The sequence below is a fragment of the Chryseotalea sanaruensis genome, from assembly GCF_003990915.1.
Lineage (GTDB): Bacteria > Bacteroidota > Bacteroidia > Cytophagales > Cyclobacteriaceae > Chryseotalea > Chryseotalea sanaruensis.
The window spans coordinates 236,391-251,969 of sequence record NZ_BHXQ01000007.1 but is presented as its reverse complement, the minus strand read 5'-3'; the positions used below and the strand labels follow the sequence as shown (position 1 = coordinate 251,969).

Here is a 15,579-nt window from a genome sequence, read left to right as displayed (position 1 = left end):
TATCTTTTATGCTAGCCCGTATGTTAACATTTTCTATACTCATCATCGTTTTACTGTTAGTCGACTATTATGTTTTTCAGGCAGTAGTCCAGGTAAGCAAAAATCTCTCAGAAGGTTGGAAGTTATCTGTACGACTTCTCTTTTGGTTACCTACTTTACTCACCATTTTGATTATACTCTTCTGGACTTTTGGTAATCCTTACAGTTTAGGGCCACAATTCAGAAACTGGGCAATCACAGGCATTGTTGGTGTTTATTTTTCCAAGTTCTTTGCTGTTCTTGTTCTCTTCATTGACGATATACAAAGAGGAATAAGATGGATGCTGCAATCATTTTCTAAAGAAGAAAGTACGACTACACAAGGAGAGGTACTGACACGTTCAGAATTCTTATCAAAGACTGCATTGATAGCTGCAGCTATTCCTTTTGGTACAATGGCCTATGGCATCATTTCAGGAGCACACGATTACCGCATCAAGCGTGTTACGTTGCGTTTGCCTAACCTACCTCAATCATTTGATGGTATTAAGATCGGACACATCTCTGATATACATTCGGGTAGTTTCTTTAATAAAACCGCAGTAAAAGGTGGCGTTGAAATGCTGATGAATGAAAAACCTGATGCTATTTTCTTTACTGGCGATTTAGTGAATAATGAAAGTGAGGAGGTAAAAGATTATATCAACATCTTCGATAAATTAAAAGCACCACTTGGGGTTTACTCCGTTACGGGTAATCATGATTATGGTGATTATAAAAAATGGGCATCAGCGGAAGCAAAACGAAAAAACTTCAGTGACTTAATGGCTGCACATAAGCAAATGAATTTCGATTTGTTGATGAATGAAAACAGATTTCTTCAGATAGGAACAGATAAAATTGCAGTAATCGGCATAGAAAATTGGGGAGGTGGTGGTTTTGCTAAATATGGAAAACTTGATGAAGCCTATAGAAATACCAATGAGGCTGCCGTTAAATTATTATTGTCGCACGATCCTAGTCATTGGGATGCACAGGTAAAAAAGGATTATCAAGACATAGACTTAATGTTCTCAGGGCACACACATGGCTTTCAGTTTGGTGTAGAGATAGGTGATTTTAAATGGAGTCCTTCTCAATATGCCTACAAACAATGGGCAGGCTTATACTCAGAAGGTAATCAGCACTTGTATGTAAACAGAGGCTTTGGTTACATTGGTTATCCCGGCCGAATTGGTATGCCACCTGAGCTAACCATATTGGAATTAAAAAGAGCCTGATCTTATTTCACTAGCTTAATCCGTCCGACCGCTGTTTGCTTCTGCTTTCAGCGGTCTGACGGATGGTACTCTTATTAAATCTCTAATGTTTTTGAAACTAGTGGTAACCAAACGAATTAGCACTTTTAACTTATTCTTTTTTAGTGTTGCTCAATACCATCGAGGCCAGCACTGCAACTGATAAAGTAAGAATAATAAAAGCCAGTGATATTTCAATTGGAATTTTATACCAGTCTGCGATGCACATTTTTACACCCACAAAAACGAGTATAACAGAAAGGCCGTACTTTAAATAGATAAAATATTTCTCTATTCCAGCCAATGCAAAATATAACGAGCGTAAGCCAAGTATCGCAAATACATTCGAAGTGTAAACTATAAAGGTGTCGTCTGAAATAGCCAGAATAGCTGGAATACTGTCTACTGCAAATACTAAGTCAGTAGCTTCAATAAGAATAACAACAACAAATAAGGGTGTTGCCCAGAGTACTCCTTCTTTCCTAACAAAGAATTTGTCTTTTTCAAAATCAGGTGTTACTCTGAATATTTTTCTGGTAAATTTTACCACAGGATTTCGTTGTGGATCCAGTTTCATTTCTCCTTGTGTAACAATTTTTATTCCTGTAAAAATCAGGAATCCACCGAAGATATAAACCAACCAATGAAAACGATGAATCAATTCAACACCGGCAAAGATGAAACCAACACGGAGTAAAAGAGCTCCAAGTATTCCCCAGAAGAGCACCTTGTGTTGATAAGCAGGAGGTACATTGAAATATGAAAAAATTAAAATTATAACGAAGATATTGTCTACGCTGAGCGACTTTTCAATGATGTATCCTGTAAAAAATTCAAAAGCCTTTTCTTGCCCAAATTCATAATAGACAAAAACATTAAAAATGAAAGCAAAGAGCACCCATATGCCTGTCCAGAGTAGCGCATTTTTTACACTGATCACCTTCGAAGTTCTGTGGAACAGACCAAGATCTAAAGCCAGCATAACCAATACAAAAAGATTAAACCCAATCCATAGTGTAGATAGACTCATAAATATTATTTATGTGTAAAGTATTAACTTAGTAAAAGAAGGGGCATTCAACTGAATGCCCCCGTTCACTTTGAAACCCTTAACCTAAAAAGTGAACTTAACCTATTTTCATACAAGTGCCGAAATACCATCTTGTTGGAATAAACGAATACTTGGAACTTTGTACTTTTGTCTCAATTCGCGCGCGCGATTCATCGCTTTGTCACATGAATCAAAAATTGAGCATCGCTTTTTTTCGATCTGCAAAATTCTATCTTCTTCAGCGGCCATGATGGCAATGTAGTTATCTGGCATTGGGTTTTCTTCCAATACTATCCATTTCATAGTCGTATTATTTATTAGGTTCAATTAAAAACGGTGTGCTTCCGTTTGTCATAATTATTTTTGTGTTGGGTGACTTACTAAGCTCTTTAAAAGCTTTAATACTTTGCCATTTAAGTATTTGATCGTTCAACCCTTCGGTAATAACTTTTTGGGCATCACGAATACCTTGTGCCTCTACAAGCTTGCGCTGCGCCTCTAGTTTTTCACGTTGCAGGAGAAACTCCATTCGTTGTGCGTCCTGCTCTGCCTCCAGCTTTTCTTCAACCGCCCTTGCTAAGCCAGCGGGTAATTGAATTGTTTTTAAGAGCACTGCTTCAATTTCAAATCCACGATTTTTAAGTATCCCCCTCATCTGATTGGAAATTTCTTGCTCAATAACTGCTCGCTGCGCAGTGTGCATGTCTTTGGCAAAAAAGCGCGAGCATACATCAGCAGCAGCAGAACGGAAAACACTCGTGATCAATACATCTTCGTAATTCATACCTATGTTCTCCACCACTGATGGTGCATAAGAAGGATCGATTTTATAAAGAATAGAAATGACAGAGCCTACATTTAACCCTTCTTTTGAGGGGAGGTTTGAATTGATTTCTACATTGACCGTGCGTGTAGGTACTTTTATTATACGAGTAATAAGTGGGTTATACACAACCGGACCAGGGCTAAGCGCCTCCTCTTTGAGCTTGCCCATTTTTCGTTTAACACCTACTTCGCCTTGTCTTACAATGGCACAAGAGGATAATATTAATGCAAGCAATATTACATATGAAATTGATTTCATACACATGAATTTTAGATGGAAAATATTAACGATTGCTATTGTCGAATAGAATCAACAATGCCTGAGTTAAGAATAGAGAAGGAAATTGGAAGTTTAAATAATTAGCTTCCTGTATTTTATAAACAGGTAACTTTCACCAATAGAATGAGATGAATGTGTTGATGGAAAAATTGATTCTTGCTTGATTGTAGCAGCCTTTAAAAAAGGACTAGAATTTTTTACTACTTGCTTTTTAGAACGACTAGAGGGAATGGCTTCATCTATAAAATTTTCGCTTTCATTTTTCTCATTTTGCTCTGTATAAGAAGCAGTTTGGTTTAAAATTACAAAAGCCGAAGATGAACCTGAAAGTAAAATTACCAGGGTTAGGGTAAGAAGATAGCGTAGCGGACTAAGCATATGTTACTTTCTAAATACTAATAAGAAAACGTAAAAGATTGGTCTTTTGTTTCGGGTGAGGAACGTGAAATTGACAATTTTTGTATGCTATTAGGATATAAACTAATACAATGGCATCCCTTCCGGTCTGTTTTTTTTCCAGCGCTTATGTGTCCATAACCAATATTGTGGTGCTTGCTTAATGTCTCGCTCTAAATGACGCACTAGTTTTTTTGTAATTTCTCCGTAAGCTTCATCTTTTGGATTGTCACTTATCAGGTCAAAAGAAAACTCATAATAACCCCGCTTAATTTTGCTAATTCTTCCATATAGAATTGGGTAGTTATATTCTTTAGCATAACGCTCGGGGCCAAAAATCATAGCTGATTCTTGGTTAAGAAAGGTGGTCCAGTAAGCGTTTTTTGCTACGCTTGGTGATTGATCAGTGGCAAATATGGTTGCGGTTAAATTATTCCTCTCTTTTTCAAATTCTTCTTTTACTATTTTGGTTGAGATCATTTTCAGCCCAAATTTGCCACGCGTAGAGCGCATTTTTTCATCAAGGTATTTATTTTTAAGCTCTTTGTAAATGGCAATGGCCTGATGATCCATTAACAAATCAATAGCAACGGCAAATAACTCCCAGTTGTTGTAATGGCCACCTGCAAGAATAACGCTTCTATTCTCGACTGCATAGGCTTTAAGTATTTCAGGATTGACAAACTTCATTCGCTGCATAGCTTCTTGCTCTGAAATTGTGAAGGTTTTAAAGCTTTCAACAATGACATCGCAAAAATGCCTGTAAAACGCACTTGCTATATCTTTATGCTCTTGTTCTGTCTTGTCAGGAAAGGAGTTTCTAATGTTGTTTAGCACAACCTTTTTTCGATATCCAATTACATGGTAAACTAAAACATAGGCACCATCGGAAATTAAGTAAAGCACCGGATAAGGTAGTAGCGAAATCGGAATGAAAACTCCGTAATAGAGCAAAGCACTAAGCCAGACCATAAACAAATTTAAATAATTACTAATACAGGAGATTAGTCTCTCACTTCACTTCAAAAGCGCCTCTTCCCATGAGGTAATCATCGGTATACACTTCTAGTATATAATTGCCTTCAGCATAATCGCTACCTTTATCATAAACAAAAGTCAGACGTTGCTTAGAATTGTCGAAAAGTATCTCCTGTGACGCGGTAAAAAACTCTTCTTTTCCTTGAAAGATAAATGTGCCAGAACCTTTATTGACATCAAAGAGTACTTGCCCATTCTGATCGACAACACGAATCATTATTTTCTTTCCTTCAATTGGGGCTACATTATTTTCTGCCAAACTGAATTCTACTTTTAATTTTGCAATTTGTCTAACCCGAAAAGGCGATTCCCTTTCACGATTACGATCTGAGACAGCAACAATTTTAAAATTCTCTGCTTTTAATTGTGAAGCAATGGTGACTTTAGAAGCTAGCTCGGTTGCTTTTTGTTCAAGTCTGTTAATTGAATCACCCAACTTATTTTTTTGCGTTTTCAGTGTAGTGTTCTCACTGAGTAATTCTTTATTAACATTTTTTAGCTTTTCTATTTCTTCATCTTTGAGTTCTAACAACTCTTCATACCCTTCTACTTTTGATCTCAGTTCAGCAATTAAGTTACCCGTTGCTTTAGTCTTTATACGAAGTTGTTTCTCTACATCTGCTTTTGCCCTTTGTAATTCAGTAACATCTCCGCCAAGTTTCTCTATTTCAGCAATTTTCGTATCCAGTTCTTGTTGAATCTCAGTCAGTCGCTGCATGGTAGAGGCCAATTCTTGTTCTGTAGTTTCATTTTCAGCCTTTAGTTCAACTTTGTCTTGTGCATCTAAGAATATTTTTACGGATTGCACCACAATAATCAGAATAAGCAAGGCTATGAAAATAATGTTCTTGTTATTCCGCTTGGGTGCCTCTGGCTTTGGTGCTTCGGATGTTTGTATTACTTCGCTCATAAGTTGAATAAGGGCTCTTAAACATTGCTGTTATACAGTCGAAAGATAGAACTTTAGGCTGTTTCGTCACAAACTTAAAACCTTAAAACCTTGTGATTACGGTTAAGTGAAGGATCCAGGAAGACAAAACCACAGCGAAAGAGGTCGGCCGTTGCATATACAAGAGAATCTTTCTTTATCTCAGACCATGCCTGTTCCATGCCTGGGTTCAGGTGTATGTCATCAAATACGATAATGGTCTTGTTATGCGAGGCTTTCATAATAAACCGGAAATAACGCATAACAGCATCATAGCGGTGGTTGGCATCAACAAAAGCAAAATCGATTTTAGGGTTGGCACGCAGGTAGCTCTCCAAGGTTTCATCTATATTACCTTCAATAAGCTTAATGTTCAAAACATTAGCGAACGAAAAAGTGTCTTTTGCCAGGCCAATCAATGTATCTGCACCTTCAAAAGTAGTCAGGCTGGTAGGTTTTGCAGAGGCCAAGTACAGTGTATTAATGCCCAAACACGTGCCTAGTTCAATTACCTGGTTGCATTGATAAAATTGTATTACACGCGAATAGAGTGAAGAAAATTTAGCGTTGCTAAGGCTGTGCTTAGCAATATCTTTTACATGTCTTTGTTTTGATTTTAAAACCGAACCTGCACCTAAATCATTGATATCAACAGTAAGTTCACTCTTCAGCAATTGTGCTCGTAGTCGTTCAGCTTCCTCATTATAGATTGAATTTTTCTTTACAACTTTTGTGTAGAAATCATAAAAGAAGGGTGAGTGAAGCGAATGTTCGTCAACACAATTCAACCAATACGATAGATATGCTTTAGCTTGAAAAAATTTTGACACTTGGCTTAGTTGAGGCGCAAAGGGGCTACCATTGTAAATTCTGGGATATTTACCTCTACTTTTGTGCTGTCGACAATGCGTTCCATCAGGTAGGTACCAATCATTTTACCAATTCCTGATTTGAGGTTACACCCCGATACATATTGGTGGCTTTGTCCAGGTTCAATTACAGGTTGCTGCCCCACTACGCCCTCACCTTCAACTTCACGCGCATTAAACCCTGCATCGTGAATGAGCCATTTCCTGCGCAACAGCTGAATGGTAAAGTCACTCTGATTCTCAATGGTGATTCTGTATGTGAAAACATAGTGATACTGGCTTGGGCTTGAATAGCCAGGCTGGTATTCTGTTTCTACAGTCACTTTAATTCCTTCTGTTATCTCGGTCACCATCGGTTCAAATGTAAGAGATTTTTCATTTCAGCAAATCAAACAAGCAAGCAGTTTTATTAGCTTTTTCTTCGTTTTTAGTGGTTACTTTTGAATTTAGACGAAAATAATGGACATAAAAATCGAAGAAAGCTGGAAAAATCAGCTTCAGGGGGAATTTGAGCAAGATTATTTCAAACAACTAATTGAGTTTGTTAAAGAGGAGTACAAAACAAAAACCGTATTTCCGCCCGGTAAAGAGATTTTTAGTGCTTTCGATAGTAGCCCTTTTGCGTCTACCAGAGTGGTTATTATTGGTCAGGACCCATACCACGGGCCTGGTCAGGCCAATGGTCTATGTTTTTCAGTAAAAGACGGTATGCGTGTACCCCCATCGTTGGTCAATATTTTTAAAGAAATCAGAAATGATCTGGGAAAGCCCATTCCTGCTTCAGGCGATTTGAGAAGATGGGCCGAGCAGGGAGTTTTATTACTTAACGCCACACTTACAGTAAGGGCATCTGAGGCGGGTTCACATCAAAATAAGGGTTGGGAAACATTTACGGATGCAGTGATTAAAAGAATTTCGGAGCAGAAACAGCATATGGTTTTTTTGCTTTGGGGTGCTTATGCACAAAAGAAGGGCGAAATTATTGATCGCTCTAAACATCTCGTACTCATGTCTGCACATCCATCTCCTTTTTCTGCCGATAGAGGATTCTTTGGCAATAAACATTTTAGTCAGACCAATGCTTATTTAAAAAGTAAAGGCTTACCAGAAGTAGAATGGTAACAGGATTGAGAAAATATAGTCGCGATTTAATTCTTGCAATGCCGCTTAGATCTGACCTGCGAGTAAGTACATTACAGCCATTCTTACAGCAACACCATTTTCAACTTGGTCAAGGATTATTGAGTGGTGTGAATCAGCTGCATCGCTGCTTAGTTCAACCCCTCTGTTAATTGGCCCCGGGTGCATGATTACAATTTGTTTCTTAAGTGAATCCAGAATTTTTTTGGTGATACCGTAGTAAAGTGAGTATTCTCTTAGTGATGGGAAGTACTTTATCTGTTGACGCTCAAGCTGTATCCGCAAAACATTCGCAACATCACACCATTGAAGGGCTTTCATTACATCTAATTCTACCTGCACACCAAGTTGTGCAATGTATTTCGGCAACAGGGTAGGTGGGCCGCAAACCATAACTTTAGCACCTAATTTTTGTAGTGCAAAAATATTAGAGAGCGCTACTCTTGAATGAAGTATATCTCCAATAATGGCGATTTTCTTTCCCTCAACACCACCTAGTTTTTCACGGATGGAAAATGTGTCTAATAGCGCCTGGGTTGGGTGTTCGTGCGTACCATCGCCAGCGTTAACGATGTTAGCTTTAATATGCCTGGAAAGATAATGAGGTGCACCAGGGCTTGCATGCCGCATCACAATCATGTCCACCTTCATGGCCAGAATATTGTTTACAGTATCAAGAAGTGTTTCCCCCTTTTTTACAGAACTGTTTGAAGCAGAGAAATTGATTACATCGGCCGATAATCTCTTTTGTGCCAATTCAAATGATAGTCTGGTACGTGTCGAGTTTTCAAAGAAAACATTGGCTACTGTAACATCGCGGAGTGAAGGTACTTTTTTGATTGGGCGATTAATAACGTCTTTAAAGTTGTCAGCGGTTTCAAAAATTAACTCTATGTCTTGGCGGGTAATATCTTTAATACCGAGCAGATGCTTTTGACTGAGTCTTGACATAGTTATTCTTGATTGATCAACCAGATTTTGTTTTGTTTATTTCCTTGGGCCTGCCACTCCACTTGTACCCGTTGTGAGGCCAGTGTATTTACAACTTTACCGACATAATCCGGGGCAATAGGCAAATCTCTGTTATATTTTCTGTCAATAAGTACAAGTAGTTCAACTTTCTTAGGTCTGCCAAATGCAATCATGGCATCCATAGCTGCACGCACAGTTCGGCCGGTGAAAAGCACGTCATCGATCAGCACCACATTTCTGTTTTCGATTAAGAAGGGTACCCGGGTTTCATTTGCTTTGACAGGAATTTCTCTTCTTCTGAAATCGTCACGGTGGAAAGTAACGTCCAGATAACCCAGGTTTATTTTTTTACGAAGAGCCTTCTCAAGTTTTTGATGAATTAGCTCTGCAAGGTAAATGCCCCTTGGCTGCATACCTAATATGGCGCTTTCGGCAAAATCGTTATGGGTTTCAATAAGTTGCTGGCAAAGACGGCTTAGCGTGATGTCGAGAAGATCAGAATCAAGAATGAGTTTCTTTTGTATAGCCATTTTAAAACTAACGCTACCGTCTTAGCACACAAAGATAAGGATTTTACAATAATGCATACTAAGACTGGTTAAGGTTTTCTGGAACCATTGTTGATTTACCGACATTTCAGTTTATTGATAAAAAACACACTACGCTCAGATTGTCCCCCAATTTGTTTAGTATTTGTAACGTTTTGTATGCCATATGCAAACAGGTAATCTCCATACCAATATTCTAGTTTATTTAATACAGTTTGGTTATTGATAACTACATCACCTTCAGTCAATGTTTTGATAGGCTCTGTATTCTTACTTTCAATTACATTGCTGCCGGAAATTATTTTAGTTCGAAGCATATTATCAAAGAGATAGAGTAGGGTAATACGCTCTTTATCAGTTTTAAGTTTAACAAATTGTTCCAGGTTAAACGTTTTCACATCATTAATTTCAAAAGTGTTGTCCCATTGAAGTTTTCCATTGACATCAAATGCGAGTACAGTAGCATGCGTGTATCGGTAACCATCAAAAATCATTTCGCTATTACCTGAGTAGCCGTACCCAGACCGAGAAAAAAAACCTGGACTTATAGAACGATCGATTGACTTATATTTTGGATAAAAGGCTTCGCCCAATAGAATAAACTGATCTTTATATGGCACAAGTTCATGCACTAATAGTCTGTAATTGAAACGGTTTTCTTTACCCTTGTTTTTGCGTTTATCTATCCTGTACTTAACCCTTTTTTGACGGTTTATTTTCATATAACTGAAAAAGTTTTCCAGGTCAGCGAAGTTGTAGTATTTAACCTGACTATCACCAAAGGGGTCTATAGCTGCAACAAAAAGTCCTTTTGAATACTCAGAATTTCGATTGCCGTAAACTCCAGCCACTATTTTTGTATCGTCAACAGATTGATTTATTCTGCCAAATACTAAACTCTTATTACCATCGGTTGGTAATACCTTCTGGATAATAAAATCTCCTTCAGGTGTATAGCTTTTTATCCAGATTGTTTTTTCTCTATTAAAGTAACGGGCACATAATAATATATCGAAGGTGTTATCCTGATGTACTTTGATCTGTGCTAATTCACCGATTTCATTGAATAAACCGGGAAGTATTTTTAAACGAAGCAATTCGAAATCAAAAAGCACAACAATAGGGATCTTATTAAAATAACCACCAATTATTCCTAATCGATCATTCACTTGAAATTCGGATGGTACGAATGGAATATAATTGCGTAATTTATACTGGGTATAACGCCCTGTTTCCTGATCGACTTTAATCAATATAAAATCATAATAAGAATTTCCTCTGGCCAATATATAAAGACTATTCTTAAAGAATTTTTTATGAGTGATAGTAAAATTTTTATCAAATGGAATTGCACCCCTCCATCTTTGGTTGAATAACGTGTCTAATTTTATAATTTCAAACTCTTGTGAAAGATCAGAGGAATTTACCCTGTGCAGTAAAATGCCATCGTGTAAAAGTGAGGTAACTTCATATCCTGAAGTGAGATAGTTAATCGGAACTTCAAAGCGATCAATTTGTTCTACCTGAGCAAATGATACTGCCGATGTAAGTACAAGACTAATGAACCACAACTTTATTGATATAAAATACTTCACGCGTTTTGTTGCCCTTTATGTTGGTGTTTTTGATTGAATGGTATCCCCATGTATAGAAAACGTTGTTGTACCAGCATTTAATTCCTGCATCCTGATCATCATCAGTTCGTAAATCATCAAAATCATCATTCAATTTTATCTTCACATTGCCATTTTTTGATTTACTGTCGAGTAGATCAACCTTATGGAAAAGAATGTCATGCTTTTTTCGATAAACAACAATAGCGGAGTCGTTAAAGTATGCTACATCAGATATTTGTTTTATGCCTGAAATTTTGAAGTCTTCCAATTTAGCTGAGAAATCATTTTCGATTATACCTTTAGCATTGATAAACAACAACGAGGATGAATATGTTTTTATTTCAATGTCCTCTTGCGCAACATTTTGCCCATAAGAGAGTGATTGATAAGGACGTGAACTTCCAAATCGTGGATAATATGGGTTGTAATAATAGTATGGACTATTCCATGGCTGTGTATAGTTTCGATTATTATAGAAATCACTGTTGTTAGTGCCAGTGGCATATGTTTCAGCCAGCACAATAAATCCATTTTGATGTTCTACAATTTTATACGGCAACGAATTGTTAGTGTACTCGAATAGTTTTCCCTCAAGTATTGCTGCTTTCGTTTTAGTCTTTATTTTGTCTGCTCTTCTTGGCTTTAGATAATCAAGATAATGCTGTAAACTTCCAAATTGAACGAGTTTCGTTTTTTGTTCTTCAAAAGGATTAACTAGCGTTGTATAAAAACCCAACGCTCTGTCAGATGAACGAGTGCCCCAAGTGCCAATGAGGAGTAAATCATCGCGATAAAGATTGCTACTAATGGCATTAAAAATTGTATAACTAGCTTCAGATTCGATGATGTCCTCTAGCAAGAGTGTGGCATGAGCATCATAGGTGCGAAAAATAATTCGCTTATTTTCACCAGACATTTTTTCTACCATTACCACATTAAAAGTTGCATTAAGGTTTACCCGCATGTCTAGTAATTCGGTATTGCGTTGTAAAAAGCCAGGTACCATTTGGGCTTTACCTTTTACCAGATCATACATAACTATGGCAGGCTCATTGTTTATGTAACCTGCAAAGAGGATACTTTGCTGTAGTCGACTAAAAAAGGAGAGTTTAAGCTCAACCTCTGTTTTGATATTGTAGATGTTGATATTTGAATCTTTCAATTCAATATCGCATAGTGCAATTTTATCTTTGATAAACTCACCGGATTGAAATAATAAACTGAGTATCCCTGTTGTATATTCAAAGCCAATAATGTTATACTCTCTTTCAATGTTGACGAGTGTATCAACTTTTATATTTAATGTAGTATCTAGCAGCATTACCTGCCAGCTTCTCATACGATCTTTGTATTGGTTTGTTCCCCGGAAAAGAGCCAGACCTTCTCTTTCTAACGAAATAACAGTGAACTCCTCATCAAGGTACTTCTGAATAATTTCAAATCGCTGAGGCTGTTCAACTTGGGCACGAAGTTGTATGAAAGTAGGTAAGAGAAGTAATATGGTAAAAACGGTTTTCATTTTTCTTCACTCTTGGCTAAGATCATATCAAATTCTGCGGGTGTAACAGGCTGTACAGAAAGTCTTGAAAGTTTTACCAGTTTCATTTCACTTAGTCTTTTATCTGCTTTCACCTGTGCTAAGGTTACAGGTTTTTTAAGTTTACGTTCGGGGGCTAATTCTACAACAGCCCAATCAGGCTCACCCGGTTCGGGGTACCATTCTTTCACAATTTTGGCAATACCGACAACTGCTTTTTCACCTGTTGAGTGATAGAAAAGCACAATATCACCCTTTTTCATTGCTTTCAGGTGGAGACGGGCAGCAAAATTGCGCACACCATCCCAGACGGTTTTTTTGTCTTTCACTAAAGTATCGAAGTGATATACATCGGGTTCTGATTTTACAAGCCAGTAATTCATGCAGTGTAATTTGAATCTTGAAGTTAATGTATTCTTAAAACAAAAAAAGCTCCGTTTTAGCGGAGCTTTTCAAAATTATTTGGATTAACCAGTGTAAGTGGCTAATCAGGTGATCTGTTACACTATTTTAGTTCTGAAAAATCGAACGATGTTTCTAAAAACTTAGTATTGAATTTGCCACTTCTGAAGATTTCATTGTCCATCAACTTAATATGAAATGGAATAGTGGTTTTCACACCTTCAATCACAAACTCTTGTAAGGCACGCTTCATACGAGTAATTACCTCTTCACGTGATTGTCCGCTTACAATAAGCTTAGCAATCATAGAATCGTAATTTGGTGGAATTGTGTAGCCAGCATACACATGACTGTCAATACGTACACCATGACCACCAGGCATGTGTAGATTCGTTATTTTACCCGGTGACGGACGGAAGCCATTAGCAGGATCTTCTGCATTAATACGACATTCCATTGAAAACAAATTAGGGTAGTAGTTCTTTCCGGAAATAGGCACTCCGGCAGCTACTTTAATTTGCTCTTTAATTAAATCGTAATCGGTAACCTCTTCTGTAATAGGGTGCTCTACCTGTATGCGGGTGTTCATTTCCATGAAGAAGAAATCACCATGTTTGTCAACCAGGAATTCGATTGTACCAGCACCTTCATAGTTGATGGCCTTAGCACCTTTAATAGCAGCTTCACCCATACGCTCACGAAGTTCCTGACTCAAAATAGGAGAAGGAGTTTCTTCTAAAAGCTTTTGGTGTCTGCGTTGTATAGAGCAATCACGTTCAGATAAGTGACAAACTTTTCCATATTGATCGCCTACAATTTGTATTTCGATGTGTCGTGGTTCTTCAACAAATTTTTCCAAGTATAAGCCATCGTTTCCAAAGGAAGCAGCGGCTTCGCGTTTGGCATCATCCCATGCTTTCTGAAACTCAGATTCATTGTTAATGATACGCATACCCTTACCACCTCCACCGGCAGTTGCTTTAACAATTACCGGGTACTTGATTTTTTTAGCAAGGGCAATACCTTCTTCTAAAGAGGAGAGAAGTCCGTCAGAACCAGGAATTGTTGGTACTCCCGCCTTTTTCATGGTATCTTTTGCTGTGGATTTATCGCCCATAGCATTAATCATGGCAGGAGTGGGGCCGATAAACTTGATGCCGTATTCGTGACAAACAGCAGAAAATTCAGCACGCTCAGATAAAAATCCGTAGCCAGGGTGAATGGCATCTGCATTTGTAATTTCAGCGGCAGAAATAATGCGAGGAATATTTAAATAAGAATCTTTACTGGGTGCATCACCAATACATACTGCTTCATCAGCAAAACGTACGTGCAAACTTTCTCTATCTGCAGTTGAGTAAACGGCTACCGTTTTAATACCCATCTCACGACAAGTACGGATTACGCGCAACGCTATTTCTCCACGGTTAGCTATTAATATTTTTTTAAACATAAGTTTTAATTCAAAATGAAAAGTTCAACATTCAAAATTGAGTGAAGTAATTTCGAATCTGTAATCTTGAATTTGTAATTAATCAGGCTCTACAACAAACAATACCTGATCGTATTCTACAGGCTGTGCGTTTTCCACCATTACTTTTACCACAGTACCGGAAACTTCTGATTCAATTTCGTTGAAAAGCTTCATGGCCTCAATAATACAAACTGTCTGTCCCTTGGTTACTTTATCACCAACAGAAATAAATGGAGGTGTTTCAGGATTTGAAGAACGGTAGAATGTACCAATCATTGGGGATTTGATATCCGCTGTTTTCTTACCGGCAGCAACAGCAACTTCAGTTTTTGGTGCCGCAGCAGCTGCAGGAGCAGCAATAACAGTAGCGGGTGCTGTAGCTACAACTGGTGCAGCAGCAACTGGAGCTGCAGATTTTAGTATTTTTTGATCTGGTTCACGCTTAATATAAAGCTTTAACTCTTTAGTTTCTACATTGACCTCATTCAAGCCGGAATGGGCAATGAAATCGATGAGGTCTCTGATTTCTGATGTTTTCATGTCGGTTTGATTAGTTGAGGAAGTCTTCTTTGCAGGAGCTTCTTTTTTAACAGGTTTTGTAGTTCGGGCTTTGGCCATAGTAATTACTTTACGCGTTCAATATACTCACCCGTGCGGGTGTCAATCTTAATCTTATCACCAGTGTTCACAAAAAGAGGAACACGAATTTCTGATCCGTTATCAATAGTTGCCGGCTTTAGTGTACGTGTTGCAGTATCACCTGCTAAACCTGGCTCAGTGTAGGTAATTTCAAATACAACATGTGATGGTGCTTCAGCAGTAATAGCTGTTGTACCGTTTTCAAATGCAATCAATAAAGTAACTTCTTCTTTAATAAAGTTTACTGACGGCCCTAACAAAGTTTTGTCTATATAAACCTGATCAAAAGTTTCTTTATCCATACAAACAAGAGTATCTCCATCCGCATACAGGTATTGATATTCTCTGGTTTCCACACGCAAAATTTCGATATCATCACCGGGACGAAAACGGTTTTCTGCAAGTTTGCCATTGCGCACGTTACGCATCTTTACCTGATAGAAGGCCCTCAGGTTTCCAGGCGTACGGTGTAGCAATTCTTCAATTTGCATTACCTCGCCATTGTAGCGTACATAATTGCCTTTACTCAGATCAGAAATAGTTGCCATAAATCAAAAACGGACTTTAAGTTACAAATATTAATTAAT

Annotated in this window: 18 protein-coding genes; 2 read left to right on the top strand and 16 right to left on the bottom strand. The window is 37.8% G+C overall.

The window, feature by feature from the left end; genetic code table 11:
• The first annotated feature begins 20 nt into the window (after positions 1-20).
• Positions 21-1,259: a metallophosphoesterase gene (locus SanaruYs_RS18165; protein WP_246011942.1), complete on the top strand. Its 1,239-nt coding sequence runs from the start codon at positions 21-23 to the stop codon at positions 1,257-1,259.
• Between the two features lie 130 nt (positions 1,260-1,389).
• Here SanaruYs_RS18165 and SanaruYs_RS18160 read toward each other — a convergent pair whose 3' ends face one another.
• From SanaruYs_RS18160 to apaG, 8 genes are all read right to left on the bottom strand, one after another.
• Entirely contained in the window at positions 1,390-2,307 is a 918-nt protein-coding gene (locus SanaruYs_RS18160) for a TerC family protein (protein ID WP_127124030.1), read from the bottom strand.
• A 108-nt stretch (positions 2,308-2,415) separates the two neighbouring features.
• Entirely contained in the window at positions 2,416-2,631 is a 216-nt protein-coding gene (locus SanaruYs_RS18155) for a hypothetical protein (RefSeq protein WP_127124029.1), read from the bottom strand.
• 7 nt (positions 2,632-2,638) lie between these two features.
• On the bottom strand, positions 2,639-3,412 hold the full coding sequence (locus tag SanaruYs_RS18150; RefSeq protein ID WP_127124028.1) for a prohibitin family protein: 774 nt from the start codon (positions 3,410-3,412) through the stop codon (positions 2,639-2,641).
• Positions 3,413-3,505: 93 nt separating this feature from the next.
• A complete protein-coding gene (locus tag SanaruYs_RS18145) occupies positions 3,506-3,811 on the bottom strand; it encodes a hypothetical protein (protein ID WP_127124027.1) in 306 nt (101 codons plus the stop codon).
• Between the two features lie 102 nt (positions 3,812-3,913).
• The gene (locus SanaruYs_RS18140) at positions 3,914-4,801 is read right to left on the bottom strand and encodes a lysophospholipid acyltransferase family protein (protein ID WP_127124026.1); all 888 of its coding nucleotides are present in this window, start codon (positions 4,799-4,801) and stop codon (positions 3,914-3,916) included.
• A gap of 40 nt (positions 4,802-4,841) precedes the next feature.
• A complete protein-coding gene (locus tag SanaruYs_RS18135) occupies positions 4,842-5,777 on the bottom strand; it encodes a DUF8428 domain-containing protein (RefSeq protein ID WP_127124025.1) in 936 nt (311 codons plus the stop codon).
• A gap of 74 nt (positions 5,778-5,851) precedes the next feature.
• The gene (locus tag SanaruYs_RS18130; protein WP_160118717.1) at positions 5,852-6,625 is read right to left on the bottom strand and encodes an O-methyltransferase; all 774 of its coding nucleotides are present in this window, start codon (positions 6,623-6,625) and stop codon (positions 5,852-5,854) included.
• A 5-nt stretch (positions 6,626-6,630) separates the two neighbouring features.
• The gene (gene apaG / locus SanaruYs_RS18125; RefSeq protein WP_127124023.1) at positions 6,631-7,017 is read right to left on the bottom strand and encodes a Co2+/Mg2+ efflux facilitator ApaG/CorD; all 387 of its coding nucleotides are present in this window, start codon (positions 7,015-7,017) and stop codon (positions 6,631-6,633) included.
• 106 nt (positions 7,018-7,123) lie between these two features.
• Here apaG and ung point away from each other — a divergent pair, with 106 nt between their 5' ends.
• A complete protein-coding gene (ung, locus tag SanaruYs_RS18120) occupies positions 7,124-7,786 on the top strand; it encodes a uracil-DNA glycosylase (RefSeq protein ID WP_127124022.1) in 663 nt (220 codons plus the stop codon).
• A gap of 45 nt (positions 7,787-7,831) precedes the next feature.
• Here ung and SanaruYs_RS18115 read toward each other — a convergent pair whose 3' ends face one another.
• The 8 genes from SanaruYs_RS18115 to efp all read right to left on the bottom strand — a co-directional run bounded on the left by SanaruYs_RS18115 (position 7,832) and on the right by efp (position 15,540).
• Positions 7,832-8,755, bottom strand: coding sequence for an aspartate carbamoyltransferase catalytic subunit (locus SanaruYs_RS18115; protein ID WP_127124021.1), 924 nt, complete (start codon positions 8,753-8,755; stop codon positions 7,832-7,834).
• A 2-nt stretch (positions 8,756-8,757) separates the two neighbouring features.
• Positions 8,758-9,306, bottom strand: coding sequence for a bifunctional pyr operon transcriptional regulator/uracil phosphoribosyltransferase PyrR (gene pyrR / locus SanaruYs_RS18110; protein WP_127124020.1), 549 nt, complete (start codon positions 9,304-9,306; stop codon positions 8,758-8,760).
• A gap of 95 nt (positions 9,307-9,401) precedes the next feature.
• Positions 9,402-10,919: a hypothetical protein gene (locus tag SanaruYs_RS18105; protein WP_127124019.1), complete on the bottom strand. Its 1,518-nt coding sequence runs from the start codon at positions 10,917-10,919 to the stop codon at positions 9,402-9,404.
• Complete coding sequence (locus tag SanaruYs_RS18100) at positions 10,882-12,459, bottom strand: hypothetical protein (protein WP_127124018.1); 1,578 nt, start codon at positions 12,457-12,459, stop codon at positions 10,882-10,884. Before SanaruYs_RS18100 ends, SanaruYs_RS18105 begins: the two co-directional genes overlap by 38 nt.
• Positions 12,456-12,860 (bottom strand): EVE domain-containing protein, encoded by a 405-nt coding sequence (locus SanaruYs_RS18095; RefSeq protein ID WP_127124017.1) that lies wholly within the window; start codon positions 12,858-12,860, stop codon positions 12,456-12,458. Before SanaruYs_RS18095 ends, SanaruYs_RS18100 begins: the two co-directional genes overlap by 4 nt.
• A 122-nt stretch (positions 12,861-12,982) precedes the next feature.
• Complete coding sequence (gene accC / locus SanaruYs_RS18090) at positions 12,983-14,332, bottom strand: acetyl-CoA carboxylase biotin carboxylase subunit (RefSeq protein WP_127124016.1); 1,350 nt, start codon at positions 14,330-14,332, stop codon at positions 12,983-12,985.
• A gap of 78 nt (positions 14,333-14,410) precedes the next feature.
• Complete coding sequence (gene accB, locus SanaruYs_RS18085) at positions 14,411-14,893, bottom strand: acetyl-CoA carboxylase biotin carboxyl carrier protein (RefSeq protein ID WP_127124084.1); 483 nt, start codon at positions 14,891-14,893, stop codon at positions 14,411-14,413.
• A gap of 83 nt (positions 14,894-14,976) precedes the next feature.
• Positions 14,977-15,540 (bottom strand): elongation factor P, encoded by a 564-nt coding sequence (gene efp, locus SanaruYs_RS18080; protein ID WP_127124015.1) that lies wholly within the window; start codon positions 15,538-15,540, stop codon positions 14,977-14,979.
• Positions 15,541-15,579: the final 39 nt, after the last annotated feature.

Excerpts from the sequence above, each read along its gene's own strand:
- SanaruYs_RS18165 (WP_246011942.1), top strand. The coding sequence starts at position 21 with ATGTTAACATTTTCTATACTCATCATCGTTTTACTGTTAGTCGACTAT.
- SanaruYs_RS18160 (WP_127124030.1), bottom strand. The coding sequence starts at position 2,307 with ATGAGTCTATCTACACTATGGATTGGGTTTAATCTTTTTGTATTGGTT.
- SanaruYs_RS18155 (WP_127124029.1), bottom strand. The coding sequence starts at position 2,631 with ATGAAATGGATAGTATTGGAAGAAAACCCAATGCCAGATAACTACATT.
- SanaruYs_RS18150 (WP_127124028.1), bottom strand. The coding sequence starts at position 3,412 with ATGAAATCAATTTCATATGTAATATTGCTTGCATTAATATTATCCTCT.
- SanaruYs_RS18145 (WP_127124027.1), bottom strand. The coding sequence starts at position 3,811 with ATGCTTAGTCCGCTACGCTATCTTCTTACCCTAACCCTGGTAATTTTA.
- SanaruYs_RS18140 (WP_127124026.1), bottom strand. The coding sequence starts at position 4,801 with ATGGTCTGGCTTAGTGCTTTGCTCTATTACGGAGTTTTCATTCCGATT.
- SanaruYs_RS18135 (WP_127124025.1), bottom strand. The coding sequence starts at position 5,777 with ATGAGCGAAGTAATACAAACATCCGAAGCACCAAAGCCAGAGGCACCC.
- apaG (WP_127124023.1), bottom strand. The coding sequence starts at position 7,017 with ATGGTGACCGAGATAACAGAAGGAATTAAAGTGACTGTAGAAACAGAA.
- ung (WP_127124022.1), top strand. The coding sequence starts at position 7,124 with ATGGACATAAAAATCGAAGAAAGCTGGAAAAATCAGCTTCAGGGGGAA.
- SanaruYs_RS18115 (WP_127124021.1), bottom strand. The coding sequence starts at position 8,755 with ATGTCAAGACTCAGTCAAAAGCATCTGCTCGGTATTAAAGATATTACC.
- pyrR (WP_127124020.1), bottom strand. The coding sequence starts at position 9,306 with ATGGCTATACAAAAGAAACTCATTCTTGATTCTGATCTTCTCGACATC.
- SanaruYs_RS18100 (WP_127124018.1), bottom strand. The coding sequence starts at position 12,459 with ATGAAAACCGTTTTTACCATATTACTTCTCTTACCTACTTTCATACAA.
- SanaruYs_RS18095 (WP_127124017.1), bottom strand. The coding sequence starts at position 12,860 with ATGAATTACTGGCTTGTAAAATCAGAACCCGATGTATATCACTTCGAT.
- accC (WP_127124016.1), bottom strand. The coding sequence starts at position 14,332 with ATGTTTAAAAAAATATTAATAGCTAACCGTGGAGAAATAGCGTTGCGC.
- accB (WP_127124084.1), bottom strand. The coding sequence starts at position 14,893 with ATGAAAACATCAGAAATCAGAGACCTCATCGATTTCATTGCCCATTCC.
- efp (WP_127124015.1), bottom strand. The coding sequence starts at position 15,540 with ATGGCAACTATTTCTGATCTGAGTAAAGGCAATTATGTACGCTACAAT.